16 protein-coding genes and 1 other RNA gene are annotated in these 17,510 nt (G+C 54.0%); 1 reads left to right on the forward strand and 16 read right to left on the reverse strand.

Going from position 1 to position 17,510, the window contains the following annotated elements; genetic code table 11:
* The first annotated feature begins 24 nt into the window (after nucleotides 1–24).
* The gene (locus VK70_RS15055; protein WP_046723448.1) at nucleotides 25–1,254 is read left to right on the forward strand and encodes an aminotransferase-like domain-containing protein; all 1,230 of its coding nucleotides are present in this window, start codon (nucleotides 25–27) and stop codon (nucleotides 1,252–1,254) included.
* Nucleotides 1,255–1,349: 95 nt separating this feature from the next.
* On the opposite strand, the gene rnpB is transcribed toward VK70_RS15055, so the two are convergent.
* The 16 genes from rnpB to era form a co-directional block, all read right to left on the reverse strand.
* Nucleotides 1,350–1,760: RNase P RNA component class A (rnpB, locus tag VK70_RS26855), an RNA gene on the reverse strand.
* Nucleotides 1,761–1,886: 126 nt separating this feature from the next.
* A complete protein-coding gene (locus VK70_RS15060; protein WP_025698537.1) occupies nucleotides 1,887–3,086 on the reverse strand; it encodes an ABC transporter permease in 1,200 nt (399 codons plus the stop codon).
* A gap of 3 nt (nucleotides 3,087–3,089) precedes the next feature.
* Nucleotides 3,090–4,007: an ABC transporter ATP-binding protein gene (locus VK70_RS15065; RefSeq protein WP_025698539.1), complete on the reverse strand. Its 918-nt coding sequence runs from the start codon at nucleotides 4,005–4,007 to the stop codon at nucleotides 3,090–3,092.
* A complete protein-coding gene (locus VK70_RS15070) occupies nucleotides 3,991–4,899 on the reverse strand; it encodes a hypothetical protein (RefSeq protein WP_025698540.1) in 909 nt (302 codons plus the stop codon). Before VK70_RS15070 ends, VK70_RS15065 begins: the two co-directional genes overlap by 17 nt.
* Nucleotides 4,850–5,443 carry an RNA polymerase sigma factor gene (locus VK70_RS15075; protein ID WP_025698541.1) on the reverse strand — a complete coding sequence of 198 codons (594 nt, stop codon included), beginning with the start codon at nucleotides 5,441–5,443 and terminating at the stop codon, nucleotides 4,850–4,852. The genes VK70_RS15070 and VK70_RS15075 overlap by 50 nt, the downstream gene beginning before the upstream one ends.
* A gap of 163 nt (nucleotides 5,444–5,606) precedes the next feature.
* The gene (locus tag VK70_RS15080; RefSeq protein WP_025698544.1) at nucleotides 5,607–6,722 is read right to left on the reverse strand and encodes a Nif3-like dinuclear metal center hexameric protein; all 1,116 of its coding nucleotides are present in this window, start codon (nucleotides 6,720–6,722) and stop codon (nucleotides 5,607–5,609) included.
* A complete protein-coding gene (locus tag VK70_RS15085; RefSeq protein ID WP_046723450.1) occupies nucleotides 6,698–7,477 on the reverse strand; it encodes a tRNA (adenine(22)-N(1))-methyltransferase in 780 nt (259 codons plus the stop codon). The genes VK70_RS15080 and VK70_RS15085 overlap by 25 nt, the downstream gene beginning before the upstream one ends.
* Nucleotides 7,474–8,298: a hypothetical protein gene (locus tag VK70_RS15090; protein ID WP_025693593.1), complete on the reverse strand. Its 825-nt coding sequence runs from the start codon at nucleotides 8,296–8,298 to the stop codon at nucleotides 7,474–7,476. Before VK70_RS15090 ends, VK70_RS15085 begins: the two co-directional genes overlap by 4 nt.
* Before the next feature lie 84 nt (nucleotides 8,299–8,382).
* Nucleotides 8,383–9,513, reverse strand: a complete 1,131-nt coding sequence (gene rpoD, locus VK70_RS15095; RefSeq protein ID WP_025693594.1) for an RNA polymerase sigma factor RpoD — start codon at nucleotides 9,511–9,513, stop codon at nucleotides 8,383–8,385.
* A gap of 39 nt (nucleotides 9,514–9,552) precedes the next feature.
* Entirely contained in the window at nucleotides 9,553–11,373 is a 1,821-nt protein-coding gene (dnaG, locus tag VK70_RS15100; protein WP_025693596.1) for a DNA primase, read from the reverse strand.
* Between the two features lie 40 nt (nucleotides 11,374–11,413).
* Nucleotides 11,414–11,893, reverse strand: coding sequence for a YaiI/YqxD family protein (locus VK70_RS15105; protein WP_025693597.1), 480 nt, complete (start codon nucleotides 11,891–11,893; stop codon nucleotides 11,414–11,416).
* A 214-nt stretch (nucleotides 11,894–12,107) separates the two neighbouring features.
* Nucleotides 12,108–14,183: a glycine--tRNA ligase subunit beta gene (gene glyS / locus VK70_RS15110; protein ID WP_025693598.1), complete on the reverse strand. Its 2,076-nt coding sequence runs from the start codon at nucleotides 14,181–14,183 to the stop codon at nucleotides 12,108–12,110.
* Nucleotides 14,176–15,063: a glycine--tRNA ligase subunit alpha gene (gene glyQ / locus VK70_RS15115; RefSeq protein ID WP_025693599.1), complete on the reverse strand. Its 888-nt coding sequence runs from the start codon at nucleotides 15,061–15,063 to the stop codon at nucleotides 14,176–14,178. Before glyQ ends, glyS begins: the two co-directional genes overlap by 8 nt.
* A 493-nt stretch (nucleotides 15,064–15,556) precedes the next feature.
* A complete protein-coding gene (gene recO, locus VK70_RS15120; protein WP_046723452.1) occupies nucleotides 15,557–16,312 on the reverse strand; it encodes a DNA repair protein RecO in 756 nt (251 codons plus the stop codon).
* A gap of 36 nt (nucleotides 16,313–16,348) precedes the next feature.
* On the reverse strand, nucleotides 16,349–16,492 hold the full coding sequence (locus VK70_RS27275) for a YqzL family protein (protein WP_081755042.1): 144 nt from the start codon (nucleotides 16,490–16,492) through the stop codon (nucleotides 16,349–16,351).
* Between the two features lie 103 nt (nucleotides 16,493–16,595).
* Nucleotides 16,596–17,489, reverse strand: a complete 894-nt coding sequence (gene era / locus VK70_RS15125; protein ID WP_025700685.1) for a GTPase Era — start codon at nucleotides 17,487–17,489, stop codon at nucleotides 16,596–16,598.
* Between the last annotated feature and the right edge of the window lie 21 nt (nucleotides 17,490–17,510).

Here is a 17,510-nt window from a genome sequence, read left to right on the forward strand (position 1 = left end):
TCAGAAGGTAAGGAGCATAAGTGCATGAATATTGTTTATTCCACCATGGCGCGTCATCTGGGCTCATCGGCCGTACGCGATATTCTGAAGCTGACTCAAGGGGGCAATATCATTTCTTTGGCGGGCGGACTGCCGGCAGAAGACCTGTTTCCCTTGGAAGCGGTTCGCGAAGCTTATAACCGGGCGCTGTCCGGCAACACTTCCGTGCTGCAGTACGGCATAACCGAAGGCTATACCCCGCTCCGTGAAAAAGTTGCCGCAAGGCTGTCCCGGCAGGGAATCGCGGTATCTCCGGCAGAGGTGGTGCTGACGACCGGCTCGCAGCAGTCCATCGACCTGCTCTGCCGGGTGCTGCTTGATCCCGGTGACACGGTGTTCGTCGAATCGCCCACCTATCTGGCCGCTCTTCAGGCGCTGGGGTCTTACCGCGCCAACATCGTCCCGGTTGCCAGCGATGCGGACGGCATGCTGCCAGGCGATCTGGAGCAGAAGCTCCAACTCCACAAGCCTAAGCTGCTGTATGCCGTTCCGACCTTCGGCAACCCTACGGGAGCGACCTGGAGCGAAGAACGCAGACGCAGCGTCGTAGAGCTGTGCCGCCGCAGCGGCACGCTTATTCTGGAGGATAATCCTTACGGAGAAATTGCGTTTGCCGGGGGAGAGAAGGCAGAACTCCCAGCGCTTGCGGCTATCGACCAAGGTATGGGCGGCGGCGCTGTCGTCTACACCGGCACCTTCTCCAAAATCGTCGCCCCCGCTTTGCGAACAGGCTGGATCGCGGGCAGCAGGGAGCTTGTCTCCACAGTGGCGAGAGCCAAGCAGGCGGCCGATCTGCATTCCAGCGCCGTCGACCAGCGCGCCTTGGATGAGCTGCTGTCGGGCTTTGACCTTGAAGGGCATATTTCCACCATTTCGCATGAGTACGAGGCGCGGATGAAGGCCCTCTCGTCCGAGCTGCGGTCCCGGAATTGGGCGGGCGCCCATTGGGAGGAGCCGCAAGGAGGCATGTTCCTATGGCTGACGCTGGACAAGTCCATCAACACTACGGAGCTTCTGCCGCTGGCCATCGCCCGGGGCGTCGCCTTCGTCCCGGGCGAAGTATTCTATCCAGGGGAGCCGGACCGCAGCACAATGCGGCTGAACTTCACCCACACGCCGCCGCAGCTGCTGCCGCTGGCCGTGAAGCGGCTAGAGGAAGCACTGGAAGAATGGAGCGGCAAAGGGCTGGAAACCTTGCATCCGGGAAGCCTCTAAATTAAATATATATATATTCAAAAAGCGGCGGCGCTTCCGGGTTTCCCGGTTGCGCCGCCGCTTATAAATTTGTCCAAATATAAGTGTTGCCAGTTTAGGAAAGTTTGCCGTAAGCCGGGTTCTGTGCTCTTTGTGGTTCTGACGGGAACTACCCTCCCACTGTGAGCGACAATCATCTATCTAGGCTGTACATTGCTGCACAGCTCCAGCGACCAACCCGAACGCGCCTCAGGCGAAGGCTGCCTCTTCCTACCCGGAATCGGCTGCGTTCCATTAGGTCTTGCTCCAGGTGGGGTTTACCAGGAACGAAGTCACCAGCGTTCCTCGGGGTCTCTTACACCTCGGTTCCACCCTTGCCTGTGCCGCTTGCAAGCGGCCATCGGCGGTCCATTTCTGTGGCACTATCCTTCGGCTCGCGCCGACTGGACGTTATCCAGCACCCTGCCTTATGGAGCCCGGACTTTCCTCCCGCGGCTCATGCCGCCGGCGATTGTCTGTCAAACTTTCCGAACAACATTATATATTATACAGATTGCGCTGCCCCGAAACAAGTGTAATTATTCCCTTTTTTCGGTGGAAATCCCTGTTATCCGGCAACTCCTTTATGTCAACCAACCGTGTTCCAGTCCGCCTTATCCGGCGGCCTCCCTCCTGGTAAACTGTCTCACCGCGAGCAAGTAGGCGGCAATGCACATCAACAGGACAGCCGCCGCGAGCAGCGGCAGCGCCGGAACGGGCCTTCCGAACCAATTGAAGTCAGAGTAAAAGACAATAACCTGGTAAGCCTTAGCCATACGCCCCGCGCTTAGCTCCACGAGCGGCCGCAGCCATTCCTTTTTATCGGTAAGCATTCCGATGATACTCGGATATAAGGCGAATAGCAATCCTCCAAAAAAGGCGTACAGCGCATGCGCCGTCCGCGAGGACAGATAAAGCGTGAACAGTCCGATCGCCAAGTATCCGAATAGCTGCATGCCAAGCTGAAGCACATAAAACTGCAGATTGTTCAGCGCAAACGGCGTAAAAACAAACGACCAATTCGTATTCAGCGGCTTATCCCAGCCCCGGGCGGTTCCCGCGCCGATAAAGGCCACCAGCTGCAACCCGTTATAAATCAGAACGACTGTGACGATATAAATGGTGGCGGCCAGCATTTTTCCGCGTCCCAGCTTTTTTCGCCCATGCCTGCTGCTGAAGATAACCGAGTCCATGCCGCTCGCATATTCCCGGGAGAACACAGAAGCGAGAGCTAAGGGAACGAGGACGGCCAGAAATGAATAGCTTCCGCCACCGTTGAGGTAGGAAAACAAGCCCCACCAGTCGTAGTTGTAATAAAAGCCCGGCTTCCCGACGGCCGCCATTCGAGCCTGCTGGTTCACCAGCGAGCGGTATTTGTAGGTGTCCTGTTGTCCCTTTTCGGCAAGAGACTGCATTTTGACCTGAATGCCCCGCAGGCTTCGCGGATGCTTCGGGTCCTCTGCCAGGTGGGTATCCTTCGAGGATCTGCCTAAAGTGTACAAGTTGAAATAAATAGCGGTGTAATTATAGCGGTAATAGAAATTTTGTTTAGCAGGATCGACACCATCCGCGAAGTTCGGGTCTTCATCCATTCGATCAATCATCACCTTCGCTTCAGCCGCTGCAGCTTCGTTAATGGCGCCCTCGTAAGGCCGGTAAATCTCGAACAGCCGCGCTTCGCCGCCAACTTTCTTGTACAAATCAAGCGTTGAATTCAAATTTATGACAAACGTTACAGCAAATAAGATTCCGATCGCCACGAGATTAACGCGATTAAGGAACAGCTTTTTAAGTTCAAATTTCAATATATCCATTCGTTAATCTCCCCTTCTCCCTTCGTACTTCGACTTAAAGCAATGAAGATAAAGGTCCTCCAGTCCCGGCTCATCCGGCCGGGCGCCAGGAAGTGGCTGTTCCTCCGCCAAAATACGGGCTTCGATTCCGCTTCCTTTTCGCGTTACGTTCACGATTCGAGCCGATGGATGCGCTGATGCATTGGTATTTAAAAGCGCGGACTCAAAAGCTCCGTATTCCTCTTCCGTCACTTTTGCGGTCCACACCTGCCCCCTCAGCTCCTCAAGCAGTTCTTCCGGCGTTCCTGACCCGATCAGCCTGCCATTCTCGATGAGAATTAGTTCACCCGCGATCATTTCGATGTCGGATACGATATGGGTAGAGAGCAGTACGATTTTTTGCCCGGAAATGTCCGAAAGCAGTTTGCGGAATCGCATCCGTTCCTCCGGATCAAGTCCTGCGGTTGGCTCATCCAGAATGAGCAGCTTCGGATCGTTAAGCAAAGCCTGCGCAATGCCCAGCCGCCGCTTCATGCCGCCCGAGAGCTTGCCGCAGGATTTTTTCTCCATTCCTTCAAGTCCCACCTGTTCCAGAAGCATATGGGACCGTTCCACAGCTGAGCGGCGGTCGATTCCTTTTAAAGCGGCAATGTACAGCATAAAATCGATGACCGTAAATTCCTTGTAAAGCCCAAATTCCTGCGGCAAATAACCAATAACTTCCCGATACTGTCCGCCAAGCCGGTCTTTATCCACGCCGTCCAAGCGGACTTCACCCGAAGTTGGCCGCAGGACATCCGCTACGATACGGAGTAATGTTGTCTTTCCCGATCCGTTCGGACCGAGCAGCCCGTAGAGTCCTTCCTCCAGTTCCAGCGATACCGAATCCAGCGCCGTGGCGCGGCGGTATCTTTTGACTATACTGTCAATGCTGAGATTCAACCATAATCCTTCCTTTCCTGCCAAATGCGGCTGCGCTGAGACCGATCATAACCAAGAATAATCCGGCTGCCGTCAGCCCGTAAACCCGCGTTCCCAGTTCAAGCACCCGTTCAGCCATGTCAGGCGTGTAGACAATCCACAACATAGCGCCGGCCCAAGCTCCGCATAACGCATAGTAGCTGTATACGCCTTTTGAATAGACAGCCACAGCGAGTCCCCCGGCCGATGAGAATAGAAAAGGGACGCACCAATACAGAAACATCCTTTGCAGCGACAATTCCGATTCAGCTCGAAACAGCATCAGGGCAAACCCTGCATTAAGGACGAAATTGAATACACTGTACAAAAATAGCTTGACCGCCCGCATCTGCGGAAGGCTGATTTTGCAGCTAAGCTCCAGCTCCTCAAGCCCGTTCAGGCGGCTGCGGACAAACCCCCGGATACCGAGCAGTGTCGGAACAGGCGATAGCGCAAATAACAGTATGTATGTCGGAATAGTGGCAGCGCCAAGGGATACGGCAAAGTAAGCCGCTGCGTAGATCATTAGACTGTACACCATCGTGGTCCAATCCGCATAGCGAAAGGATACTCGGAGCAGTTCGGCCGTCTGGGTCCAAAAGGTCTCTCTGGCCTGTACTGCCGCGTCTCGCTTTCTTACGGCAAGCATTGCTTCTTCCACAGCTTTCCCGATATCCCGTTCGACTGGCGTAGGAATCTGATGTCCTTGGAGGCGGGCCATGACACCATAGAATGAGGCATCGTTTTCCTCCGGCACAAGGTCCTCTCCCACAGGGGCCTCAGGATCGTCATTTTCAACCCAGCCGCCGTCCGCTGTCCCGCTCCTATGCAAAATGATTGTTTTCCCTTTCTCCATGTTGCTCTTGCGCTTCATCCCATTCACTCCTCTCCAGTGTTTTTTTCAATTTGGACAGCCCTTGGCGATACCGTGACTTGACCGTGGATTCACCGCTTCCTGTCACTTCGGCGATTTCTTTAAAGGCCAGCTCGTGATAGATCCGCAAAATAATCACTTCCCTCTGAAGGGCAGGAAGCTCCTGCAGGGCATTCCGGATAAGCGCCTGCTCCTCTTTTCGTTCAAGTAGTGAAACGACGTTGAATTCCGCGCTTACGGTCTCATCCAGGGCAACCTGCCGCCTCGTTGTCCGAAAGGCGCTGCTGCGAAAATAATTCCGGCACGTATTAACCGCGATCGTTAACAGCCAGGACAAGAACGCTCCCCGCTCGCTCCGGTAGCCGCCTAGCCCCGTCACCGCCCGCTCGAACACAGTCTGCGATAGATCGCAGGCGGTATGGTAATCCCAGGTGCTGCGGTAGATATAGGCGAACACTTTGTCGTAATGGCGTTTAATCAACAGTTCAATGGCCGATTCGCTCCCTTTTCGAAATTCCTCGATTAACTGCTTGTCATCCAGCAATCTCCTCTCCCTCCTTTTTTCTGACAACAATATATACACCGCAGGGTATGAAAAAGATTTAAATAGCGCTCACCGAATTCCAAATTTTTTCATCGCTATTAGAAGAACATTAAAAAAGCCGTGCATTTCTACTGATGTAGAGATCCACGGCCTTTTGAGTTCATCACATGAACCGGAACGGCTCCGTATTCACTTCGGAAGCGTAAACCGGCGTTTCATATTTATGCTCCGTCAGCTTATCCTTGATCCACTCGGCAACCTTTTCTTTCATAATCTTCTCGGCATTATGCCCGGGATCGATCAGCGCGACGCCGGCCATCAGCGCATCCTGAGCCGTATGGTAGTCGATATCGCCCGTGACGAGCACATCGGCGCCGCGGAAGATCGCGCTGCCAAGGAATTTCCCGCCCGATCCGCCAAGCACGGCGGCTTTGCGTACAGGCCGGTCCAGGTCCCCTACCACGCGTACTTTCTCCACATTCAGGCCGGTCTTCACGGTTTCCACGAATTGTTCCAGCGTTGTCGGCTCTTTCAGCTTGCCTACCCGCCCCAGTCCGAAGCTGCGGCCCTTGAGATCCATGGAATAGAGGTCATAGGCGACCTCCTCGTATGGATGGGCTTTAAGCATCGCCTGAATAACCTTGCCCCGGATGCCAAGCGGGACAATCGTCTCGATGCGGATTTCCTCTGTCCGCTCCATTTTACCCTGCTCGCCAATGTACGGGTCGGTGCCTTCGCGGGGCATAAACGTGCCGTAGCCCTCGATATTGAAGCTGCAGTGGCTGTAATTGCCGATCCAGCCCGCCCCGGCGTTCAGGACAGCATCCAGCACCTTCTGGTGATGATCCTTTGGTACGAAGACAACAAGCTTGGACAGCTGTTCCGTATGACTATCCTTGAGCGGAGCGGCATTCTCGATGCCGAGCGCCTCGGCCATCCAGTCGTTCATGCCGCCCTCGGTTATATCCAGGTTCGTATGGCTGATGTAGACGGCGATATCGTTCTTGATCAGCTTCTCGTAGAGCCGTCCCATGGGCGTGTCGGTCTGCAGCTGCTGGATCGGCCGGAAAATAATCGCGTGATGGGCAATAATCAGATTGCAGCCGCGGGATATCGCCTCGTCCACCACCTCGTCGTTCACATCGAGCGCAACCAGAACGCCTGTAATTTCTTTTTGCAGGCTGCCGAGCTGCAGGCCGATCTTGTCGCCTTCCTCCGCCACATGCTTTGGAGCAAGCTGCTCCATATATTGAATTACGGTTTGTCCTTTGGCAAGCATGCCAGCACCTCCGTGATCTCTCTGATTCGCGCTGTTATCTCCGTCCGTTTGCTTTCGGCAGATTCAAGCTCTGACCGCGAGAGCGACTCCAAAATGCGCTCCAGCTTGGATATTTCATCCTGCCACTTGGCAACGAAGACCGGGCCTTTCTGCCGGATCAGCCAAGGGCCCATATGCAGCAGCGTCTCCATGCTGTACGGACGCTCTCCGCCCGCCCGCGCCGCATCCGCATACAGGCCTTCATTAGTTAACCCCGTTGCCGTATCTTCCAGCACGGCCGTGAGAACTTCATACCGTTTGCCGTCTTCTTCAAGAAGAGCTTCTGCCGTCAGCACCCAGCCGTTATCCAGCAGCCAGCGGCGAAGAATATCCTCTCCGACATTGGGCTGCAGCACCAGAGTGCGGACAGCCGCCAGTTTACCTTCCATATTGCCCCTGTTCAGAATCGAGGCAATCAAAGCGCCGCCCATGCCCGCAATCGTAATGCAGTCGGCCTCTTCCGGCTGAAGCACCTCCAGCCCGTCCCCTCGGCGGACGGAGATGCGATCATTCAGTCCTGCGTCCTGAACAGCCTTTTCGGCTGCACGGTGCGGGCCTGGGTTCACTTCCCCGGCAACAGCCGACACAGCGCGTCCGGTCTGGACGGCAGCCAGCGGCAGCAGCGCATGGTCCGAGCCGATATCGGCCAATTTCGAGCCGTGCGGAATTTGTTCAAGCAGCAGCCCGAGTCTTTGCGATAATTTTACGTTGTTCATGTAGCCACCCACGCAATCCATTTTTTTCGAAAGAGAAACAGCATTGCCAGCTCGGCCGCAATTTTTCCAATCAGCAAGAGGGAGATCCACTGCGGGTAATTATGGCGCAGCAGCAGGCTGTCTATTTCAGGCATAAGCCATAGAGCAACTCCTACCGCAAAATAGACGCCGGAAACACCTTTCACCCTATGGTACAGCAGCCAACTCAGCCAGATCATCAGCACGCACAGCGGAAGCCAGAGCAGCTGCAGCTCCCACAGGCCCGCCTCTGGACGAAGCCTGCCTGCGAACCCGGCATACAGCAGGCTTAGCGCCCCGTAACCGCTGAACTGAAGCAGACCGATCCGAAGCTTAAATCCAAGCATGATCCAGACCAGCCCGCAGGCTCCCACAAGGATCGGAATCCAAACTTGCGGACTCAGACTATGCAGCGAAATCATCCATAAGCCGAAGCCAAGCATCAGCAAACTGCCAATTCCCGCTAGCGACAGACCGATTGCCGGCATTCTGTCCCTCCATAGGCTGGCATACCCGTAACAAATAATAAGTACCGAGAGTGCTGTTGCAAGTTGCAAACCCCAGGGAAAAACGCTAAAATAAAAACCAATTAACAAAATCAAGGAAATAATTCCAAAAGCAAACAGCCATATTTTAATATTTCCCTGCTGCAAGTTCTGCAGCGTTATCGGATTTTCACTTTTTACTTTGCCTTCATCCTCATATAAATTGGTCAGAAAATCGCAATACTGCTCGGGAAGCAGCTTGGTGCGGCGCCAATACTGGATTTCTCTCAAAATAATATCACGCTTTTCCATATTCAACGGCTATCCCTCTTTTCTAGCGCGGCTATGGTCCAAAATAAAAGGACCTCCTGCCGCATGCAGCAGAAGGTCCGTAAAAAGCGGTTATTCCAGAAAATCTTTAAGCCGTTTGCTCCGGCTCGGATGACGAAGCTTGCGTAAAGCTTTGGCTTCGATCTGGCGAATCCGTTCCCGGGTAACGCCAAACACCTTGCCGACTTCCTCCAGCGTTCTCGTCCGGCCATCGTCGAGCCCGAAGCGCAGGCGAAGCACATTCTCCTCACGCTCGGTCAGCGTATCAAGCACATCCTCCAGCTGCTCCTTAAGCAGCTCGTAAGCCGCCGCATCCGCAGGGGCGAGCGCCTCCTGGTCCTCGATAAAATCGCCCAAGTGGGAATCGTCCTCTTCCCCGATCGGAGTTTCCAGCGATACCGGCTCCTGGGCAATCTTCATGATCTCCCGAACCTTTTCGACGCTAAGCTCCATTTCAGCCGCAATTTCTTCCGGCGTGGGTTCGCGCCCCAACTCCTGCAGCAGCTGGCGGGATACGCGAATCAGCTTGTTAATGGTTTCCACCATATGAACGGGAATCCGGATTGTACGCGCTTGGTCGGCAATGGCGCGGGTAATGGCCTGCCGAATCCACCAGGTTGCATACGTACTGAATTTGAACCCTTTGTTGTGGTCGAATTTCTCCACCGCTTTGATCAGACCCATATTGCCTTCCTGGATAAGATCAAGGAACAGCATGCCCCGGCCTACATAACGCTTCGCGATGCTGACTACCAGCCGCAAATTCGCCTCAGCCAGACGGCGCTTCGCTTCTTCGTCGCCGTTCTTGATCCGCATGGCCAATTCAACCTCGTCATCGGCGGACAGAAGCGGCACACGGCCAATTTCTTTCAGATACATACGAACCGGGTCGTTAATCTTGATTCCGGGCGGAAGCGACAGATCATCGTCAAAGCTGAAATCATCGCCGTCTCCATTCTCGTTGTCCTCATTCGGACGAAGCGTCACTTCCTCGTCGTTGTCGTTAACGACTTCAATCCCTAAATCGCTAAGCTGCTCATAAAATTCATCCATTTGTTCGGGGTCCTGATCAAATGGCGACAGTTTCTCCATGATATCTTTAATATTCAGTGATGATCTTTTCTTGCCAGACTCAATAAGCTGATCTTTGACCTGGTCGAGCGTAAATTCCGCCTCCAGTTCGGTATGCTGATCGTTCGCCATTATTCGACTCCCTCCTCCCTAGATACATCCTGTCAACGTTCACTGTCTCTCTAGGGCTATAATCTCACTTGCAATTTGTGCCGCACGCAGAAAATCACCGGCTTTTTCCGCCTGAATCATCTCTTCCCGTTTCTTCTCCATCATTCGCTGCACGGGATATTTCCGCACCTCGCGGATATAATCATCCAGTACCTGCGTGCTCCAGTCCGGCGGCGACTCCATCATGGAAATCGAGGCTGCGACCTTTTCCAGCCGGTCGTCCTGGAGCGAGGACAGAAACCGGCTGATTTCCGGCTGCTTGCCCCCCGCGTAATAGGCGTATAGATAAGCGGCAATAGCCGCATGATCATCGATGTTGAAATCTTCTCCCAGATGTTCATTTACATACGCGGCGGCGTCACTATCCTGAAACATCAGGGACAGCAGACTCCGTTCCGCGGCATGGTAAGCCGGAAGCAAGGCCCTTGCTTGAACCTGCCCTTTTTTATGCCTACCATTATTCCACCTTTTGACGTTATTATCCCCTTCGGGCATGTTTTTTTGCATCGAAGCCCTGAGCAAATTGCAATCCTGCTTCAAGCTGTCGTAACTCAGATCCAGCTCGGAGGCAATTTCCTTCAGATACACTTCTCTTTCCGTAGAGGAATGCAGGGAAGCAATAATTTGCAGCGCCTCCTTGACATAAGCGATTTTGCCGTCTTCCTCTAGGAGTATATGGTTTTTTTTCAGATATATAAGCTTAAATTTTATAGTTGAAACCGCGGATTCAATGATTTGTTCCCGGAAGCGTTCTCCCCCATACTGTGCCACAAATTCATCAGGATCCATTCCCCCAGGCAGTACCGCCACCTTGACGCGCAGCCCGGTCGCTTCGAGCATCGAAAGAGCCTTCATCGCCGCGGCTTGTCCCGCCCGGTCTCCGTCATAAGCGATGACGGCCTCATCCGCCAAAGCTTTCATCATCGACGCGTGATTCTCCGTTAGCGAAGTGCCCATGGTCGCCACACCGTTGTGCACACCCGATTCCCAGGCCGAAATGACATCTCCGTATCCTTCAAAAAGAACGATTTGCCGCGTTTTGCGGATAGATGCTTTGGACTGGTGCAGATTGTACAAAATCCGGCTTTTGTTGAACAGCTTGCTCTCCGGAGAATTCAAATATTTCGGCTGGCCCTCCCCGAGAATTCTTCCGGCGAAAGCCACCACTTTACCGGAACGGTTCGCAATCGGAAAAATAATCCGCCCGCGAAAACGGTCGATATAGCCTTTGCCTTCGCTTCTTGAAGACAGCAGGCCGCCTTTTTCCATTTCAGCAAGGTCGAAATTCCGTCTTTCCAGAAACTGCAGCAGCGTATCCCAGCGATCTGGCGCATATCCGATCTGAAACTGATCAATCATATGGTCGCTGAATTTCCGGGATCTTAAATAATCCATTGCGGCTTTGCCGTGTTCCGTATTCTTCAGCAAGTAATGATAGAACTTCGCAGACCATTCATACGCTTGAAGCAGCCGGTCAAGTTCCGGGTTATGCGCAGACTGCACGCCTCCGACGCCTTCCGGTACCGGAATGTCGCTCTCTTCGGCCATAATTTTGACGGCTTCGGGAAAGGATAACCCTTCGATTTCCATCCTGAATTTGATGGCATTTCCGCCCATGCCGCAGCCGAAACAATGAAACACTCCACGATCCGGAGTAACTGTGAAGGAAGGGGTGCTTTCCGAATGGAATGGGCAGAGGCCCCATAAATATTTCCCCCGCTTGGTCAGATGGACAACTTTCCCTACGGTATCAACAATATCATGCCGCGCCAATACGCTTTCGATAACTTCCTCGGGAATATTGCCGTGTCCGCTTGCCACTAACAACCACCTTCATCCCTTGACAAATAAATAGTATTCGCTACGGCTGAACATTCTCCTGCAATAATTCCAAAAGTTTTGTCAGTTTATGTTGAAAAGTATGTCGATCCTCTGCGGTGAACGGCTTAGGCCCTTTGGCGTAACGGCCTCTCCGGCGCTCTTTCGCCCTGGCATGCCTGCCTTCCAGCATCATATCCATATTGGTCTCATCGTATGTCTGCCCCCTGAAAGAAAGGGCATGGCATCCCTTCGCAAGCGCCAGAGCAGCAAGGCCATAGTCGCCGGTCAGTACGACATCCCCGGATTTGATGTGATTGGCAATGTAGAGGTCGGCGCTCTGATCGCTGTTGTCAACATGCACGACTGCGACGCCTTCGCCGCCCCGGAGTTCGTGAGCGTAGGATGATACCATGATGACCGGAACCCCAAAAGCGCGGGCGGTGTCCGCCGTTTCCTTCTTGACCGGACAGGCATCCGCATCGACCACGATAGTTATTTCCCGAGCGTCTGAGCTTCCCATAGTCTGTCACCGTTTCCCGTGTAATATATATACGCGACGATCCCAAAAAATCCTGCCGGCTCATCCAATGTTTAAAAAGCGTAAAATACGGAACGATAGCCATAAGCTGTACTTTGGCACCGTTCCGTATATTTATACCCTAAACCCGTGTTCTATACCGCCAGACCGACCTTTTTCTTCACAAAACGCAACATATGCAGACTTAAGTCAGAAGCTACCAGACCAGTTTGCCAAAATCGGCGAAGCTCTTCAAATCGGCATCAATCCCCGCCAGCAGCGCAAGCCGGTTCGCCCGCACCCGCTCGTCCTCGGCCATGACCATGACGGAGTCAAAAAAGACGGTTATGGCATCGCTGAGTCCGGCGAGCAGGTCAAGCGCCCCAGCCGTATCATCCGCTTCCAGCGCTTTTTGGTAAGGCAGATGAATCGACTGCCAAGTTTGATACAGGGCGCTTTCGGCCGCTTCGCCAAGAAGCGCGGAATCCAGAGCGGCTCCGGTGGCTTTGGCTGCCAGATTGCTGACCCGGTTGAAGGAATCCACCGTATTCTTAAAATTCTCCTTGGAGTCCACGGCATCCGCCAGCGCCTGACTTCTGGCGACAACGGCGACAATATCGTCGTAGCCTGCGGCCATAACCGCGTCGACTACATCGTAACGCACATTGTCCGACAGAAGGCGCTTTACACGCAGGCCGAAGAACTCATACAGGTTAGTACGCAGTTCATCCACGGAAGGTTTCAAATTTCGAGTATTTTCATGAACCTGAACGGCAATTTCGAAAATATCGTTCAGACCGACCGGCAGCTTCCGCTCCAGCACGATCTGTACAATGCCCGCCGTCTGGCGGCGCAGCGCGTAAGGGTCCTGGGAGCCGGTAGGAATAATACCGATCGAGAAGCAGCCGACGATCGTGTCGATTTTGTCGGCAATGCTGACGATCGCCCCGGCTTCCGTGGACGGAATGGCGTCTCCGGCAAAACGCGGCTGGTAGTGCTCGAAGATCGCCTTGGCCACTTGCTCGTCCTCGCCCGCTTTGCGCGCATAATCCTCGCCCATCGTTCCCTGAAGCTCCGGAAATTCGTATACCATCTGGGTTACGAGATCAAATTTGCAAATATCCGCGGCACGGCTTACTTTCGCCGCCACTTCCGGCGCTGTCTGCAGCTTGCCTGCCAGACTGTCCGCGATCTGACGGATGCGGTGGACTTTGTCGGCAACGCTGCCGAGCTCTTCATGATAAACGATGTTTTCGAGCTTGGCGAGGGCATCCTCAATCTTCAGCTTCTGATCTTCTTCATAGAAGAACTTCGCATCGGACAGACGGGCGCGCAGCACCTTCTCGTTCCCTTTGGCGATCGTCTCGAGATGATCGGCATTGCCGTTGCGGACGGTTACGAAATATGGAAGCAGCTTGCCTTCGGCATCCAGCACAGGGAAATAGCGCTGGTGCTCGCGCATCGATGTAATCAGCACATCCTGCGGAATATTCAGGTAAGCCGGATCGAACGTGCCGAACAGTACTGTCGGCGTTTCCACCAGGAACAGCACTTCTTCCAGCAGGTCTTCCTTGATTGCGATCTTCCAGTTTTTATCCACAGCCAGCTTGTTGATTTGCTCGAGAATCAGAGTCTCTCGTTCCTTCACATCGGCAATAACGTGCTGGGTGCGCAGGCTTTCCGCATAATCGGCCGCCTGGCCGATAACTGCTTCCTGTCCAAGGAACCGATGGCCGCGGCTGACATTGCCTGTTCTGACGCCCGTAATCTCAAAATCGACAATGTCGCTGCCGTACAGCGCGACCAGCCAGCGGATCGGACGAACGAACTTGAAATCGTACGCTCCCCAGCGCATATTTTTTGGGAACGTCATGGCGCTTACGATTCCGGTCAAGCCTTCCGCGAGCAGGGAATACGTGTCCACGCCTTCGCTGCTCTTGGTGGCGTATATATATTCGACCCCGCCCACTTCCTTAAAAGTGAACTGTTCGGGAGATACGCCCTGGCTGCGGGCAAATCCAAGCGCCGCTTTGCTCCACTCGCCGGCCGCGTCCAGTGCGATTTTGCGGGAAGGGCCTTTGACTTCTTCACTGACGTCCGCCTGTTTCTCGGCTACATCCTTCACAAGAACGGCCAGACGGCGCGGCGTTGCGAACGACTGCACTTCTCCGTGCTTCAGGCGGGATACGTCCAGCCATTTGGTCATTCTGTCCTGAAGCTGCTCCATCGCCGCCCGGATAAAGCGTGCCGGAACTTCCTCCAGCCCGATTTCAAACAGCAGATCCTTAGCCAAGCTGAACACCTTCTTTCTTCAGCAGCGGGAAGCCGAGCTTCTCGCGCTCCTCTACAAAAGTTGCCGCCACTTGGCGGGCCAGATTGCGCACTCTTGTAATGAAGCCCGTACGCTCCGTTACGCTGATTGCACCCCGCGCATCCAGCAGGTTGAACGTATGCGAGCATTTCAGCACATAGTCATAAGCCGGGAAGACGAGATGGCGGTCCATCGCCCGCCGCGCTTCCTCTTCATAGGTGTTGAAGAGGTTAAACAGCATTTTGACATCCGACACTTCGAAGGTATATGTGGAATGCTCCACCTCCGGCTGATGGAACACGTCGCCGTAGGTCAAGCCGTCGACCCATTCCAGATCGAACACGTTCTCCTTTTCCTGGATATAGGAAGCGAGACGCTCCATGCCGTAAGTGATTTCAACTGAAACCGGGCTGGTCTCAATGCCGCCCACCTGCTGGAAATAGGTGAACTGCGTAATTTCCATTCCGTCCAGCCATACCTCCCAGCCGAGTCCCGCGCAGCCGAGCGACGGATTCTCCCAGTTATCCTCAACGAACCGGATATCGTGCTGCAGCGGATCAATCCCCAGCGCTTTCAGGCTGTCCAGATAAATTTCCTGAATATTATCCGGGGACGGCTTGATAATAACCTGGTATTGATGATGCTGATACAGACGGTTCGGGTTCTCTCCATAGCGTCCGTCCGAGGGACGGCGTGACGGCTCGACATAAGCGACCTTCCACGGCTCGGGTCCGAGGGAGCGCAGGAATGTCATCGGGTTCATCGTGCCCGCGCCTTTTTCCGTGTCATACGGCTGAACGATAATGCAGTTCTGCTTCGACCAGAACTCATTCAGCGTCAAAATCATCTGCTGAAAATTCATGCTACCGACTCCTTCGCGTTAATTTTGAGAGCTGCCGGATTTGCGGTCCCTGAAGACCAACCGATACAATGCCCGGCATAACGTCCTGCGATGGAGGCGGCGCTCCTCTATTCCGGAAGGAAGATAAGATATTCTCCGTTCCAGACCAAAAAGCTCCCGCCCCCATGCCTGAAATTCAGACATAGGGACGAGAGCTGTTCATGTACTCCCGCGGTTCCACCCTACTTGATTCCGCTCTTCACTGACTGATGCCGGTGATGACGAAATCCACTTTTCATGCTGCCGCCTCCGCACTCCCGGGTGCCGTTTCATGAGCGCTGCCGCACCGGGCTCCCACCGTCCCCGGCTCGCTATTTCAAGCAATCGTTCACTACTTTCCCGTTCAACATGCCTGCCGGCTTCAGCCAGCGGCGGCCTTCTCGTTATTTGCCTTGATAAGGCATATTCCAACAAGAAGAGACTGTTCCTATATTAACGGAAAATCCGGCTTTCGTCAAATATTGTATTTATCCAGCTGATCCAGGAAATTTTGCGACTTTAACCGGAGCCCCAGTTGGGTATCCATGAACGCCCGCATGATTTTCTTCAATTCTTCCCGCGTACTCTCCTTGACGTCCACATTGCCCAGACGGGTCAGATCAAGCGCGGCGAACAGCCGCAGCAGCTTCAGCGCGCGGGGCGACACTTCCAATGCCGGCGGGTCATTATGACGGCAGCTGCGGCACAGAGCGCCGCCCAGCCGCGGGCTGAGCAGCAGTTCTTCGTCCGCCTTCTCGCGCCCGCAGGCGATGCAGGAATCCAGTTGCGGACCGTAGCCGGCCGCTTGAAGTATTTTCATCTCAAACAGATTAATAATGACTCCCGGTTCCTTGCCTTCCTCCAGCGCATTCAGGCAGGCCGACAGCTGCCGGAACCAAAAGCTGCCCGTCTCCTCGTCATGCAGCACCCGGTCCAAAAGCTCACAGGCATAAGAGCCGTAGGCGGCTGTAACCAGATCCTCCCTGATCGAATGATGGGAGCTGATTATCTCGCCGGAATTCAGCGTACCCAGTCCTCCGTTATTTCGGAAAAAAACATATTGCCCGAGCGTAAACGGCTGGATCAGAGCAGCATGGCGGCTTTTTACCTTTTTGGCTCCACGGACCAGCACTCCTATCTTGCCCGCGTTCTCGGTGCAAAGCGTAATGATTGCATTCCCCTCGCCGTAGTCCATACTGCGGATGACGATCCCTTCCACCCTGTGTAGCATGCCTCTTCCCCCAACCACTCGGCAAGCAACCAGTTCTTACTTTGCTTCTTCGTCATAGACCTGCTCTTCTTCCGCCGCTGTCTCGGCCGCCGGACTCAGCGGTTCTCCCGCTGCCCGGTACAGCAGATAGGCATCGACATCACCAGTCATTGCAAAATACTTCCACGAAAAATCTCGCATTCGTATTTATCCCCCTTCGCAAAACACGATGTCTTCCTAAAGTAGGATGTGCGATGAGACGGGTTCTATCCTTGCAATTACTGGCAGTCATTTGCGGTGAAGATCACTGATCCTTATGGAAGCCCAAATCGCGCAGCACGCGCTCCTGATTGCGCCAGTCTTTTTTCACCTTTACCCAAAGCTCCAGAAACGTCTTGGACCCCAGCAGGTTCTCAATATCGGTACGGGCTCTTCTGCCGACTTCCTTCAGCATAGCGCCCTGTTTGCCGATGATAATGCCTTTTTGCGAATCCCTCTCAACAAAAATAACCGCGGAGATATGCACCACTCCGTTCGGCTCCGCCCGCATATCCTCAATAGCGACCGCAATGGAGTGCGGCACCTCCTCGCGGGTCAGATGCAGGATCTTCTCGCGGATCAGCTCGGCGATAACAAATTGCTCCGGATGGTCGGTCACCTGATCCTCCGGATAATACTGCGGACCCTCCGGCAGGTATTTCTGCAGCTGCTCCAGCAGTGTATTTACATTGCTGCCTACCTTAGCTGAAATGGGAACGATCTCGGCAAAATCATGCAGCTTGCTGTATTCCGTAATCAGCGGCAGCAGCGCTTCAGGTTCCAGCTTGTCGATCTTGTTCATCACCAGAATGACCGGCGTCTTCAGACCTTGAAGCTGCTCGGCGATAAAACGGTCGCCTCCGCCAAGACCCTCTGCGGCGTCAATCAGAAACAGCACCGCCTCCACTTCTCCGAGCGTGCTCATCGCCGTCTGGTTCATGTAATCGCCCAGCTTGGATTGGCGTTTATGGATGCCGGGCGTATCGAGGAAGACGATTTGCGAATCGTTCGTCGTGTATACGCCGTGAATCTTGTTACGTGTCGTCTGCGGCTTGTCCGACATAATGGCGATTTTCTGCCCGATGACCTGATTCATCAGGGTTGATTTGCCTACGTTGGGCCTGCCGATGATGGCGACAAAGCCTGATCTGAATTTCATATGTGAGTTCTCCTTTTTAAA

This window comes from Paenibacillus durus ATCC 35681 (assembly GCF_000993825.1).
GTDB classification, from domain to species: domain Bacteria; phylum Bacillota; class Bacilli; order Paenibacillales; family Paenibacillaceae; genus Paenibacillus_AQ; species Paenibacillus_AQ durus_B.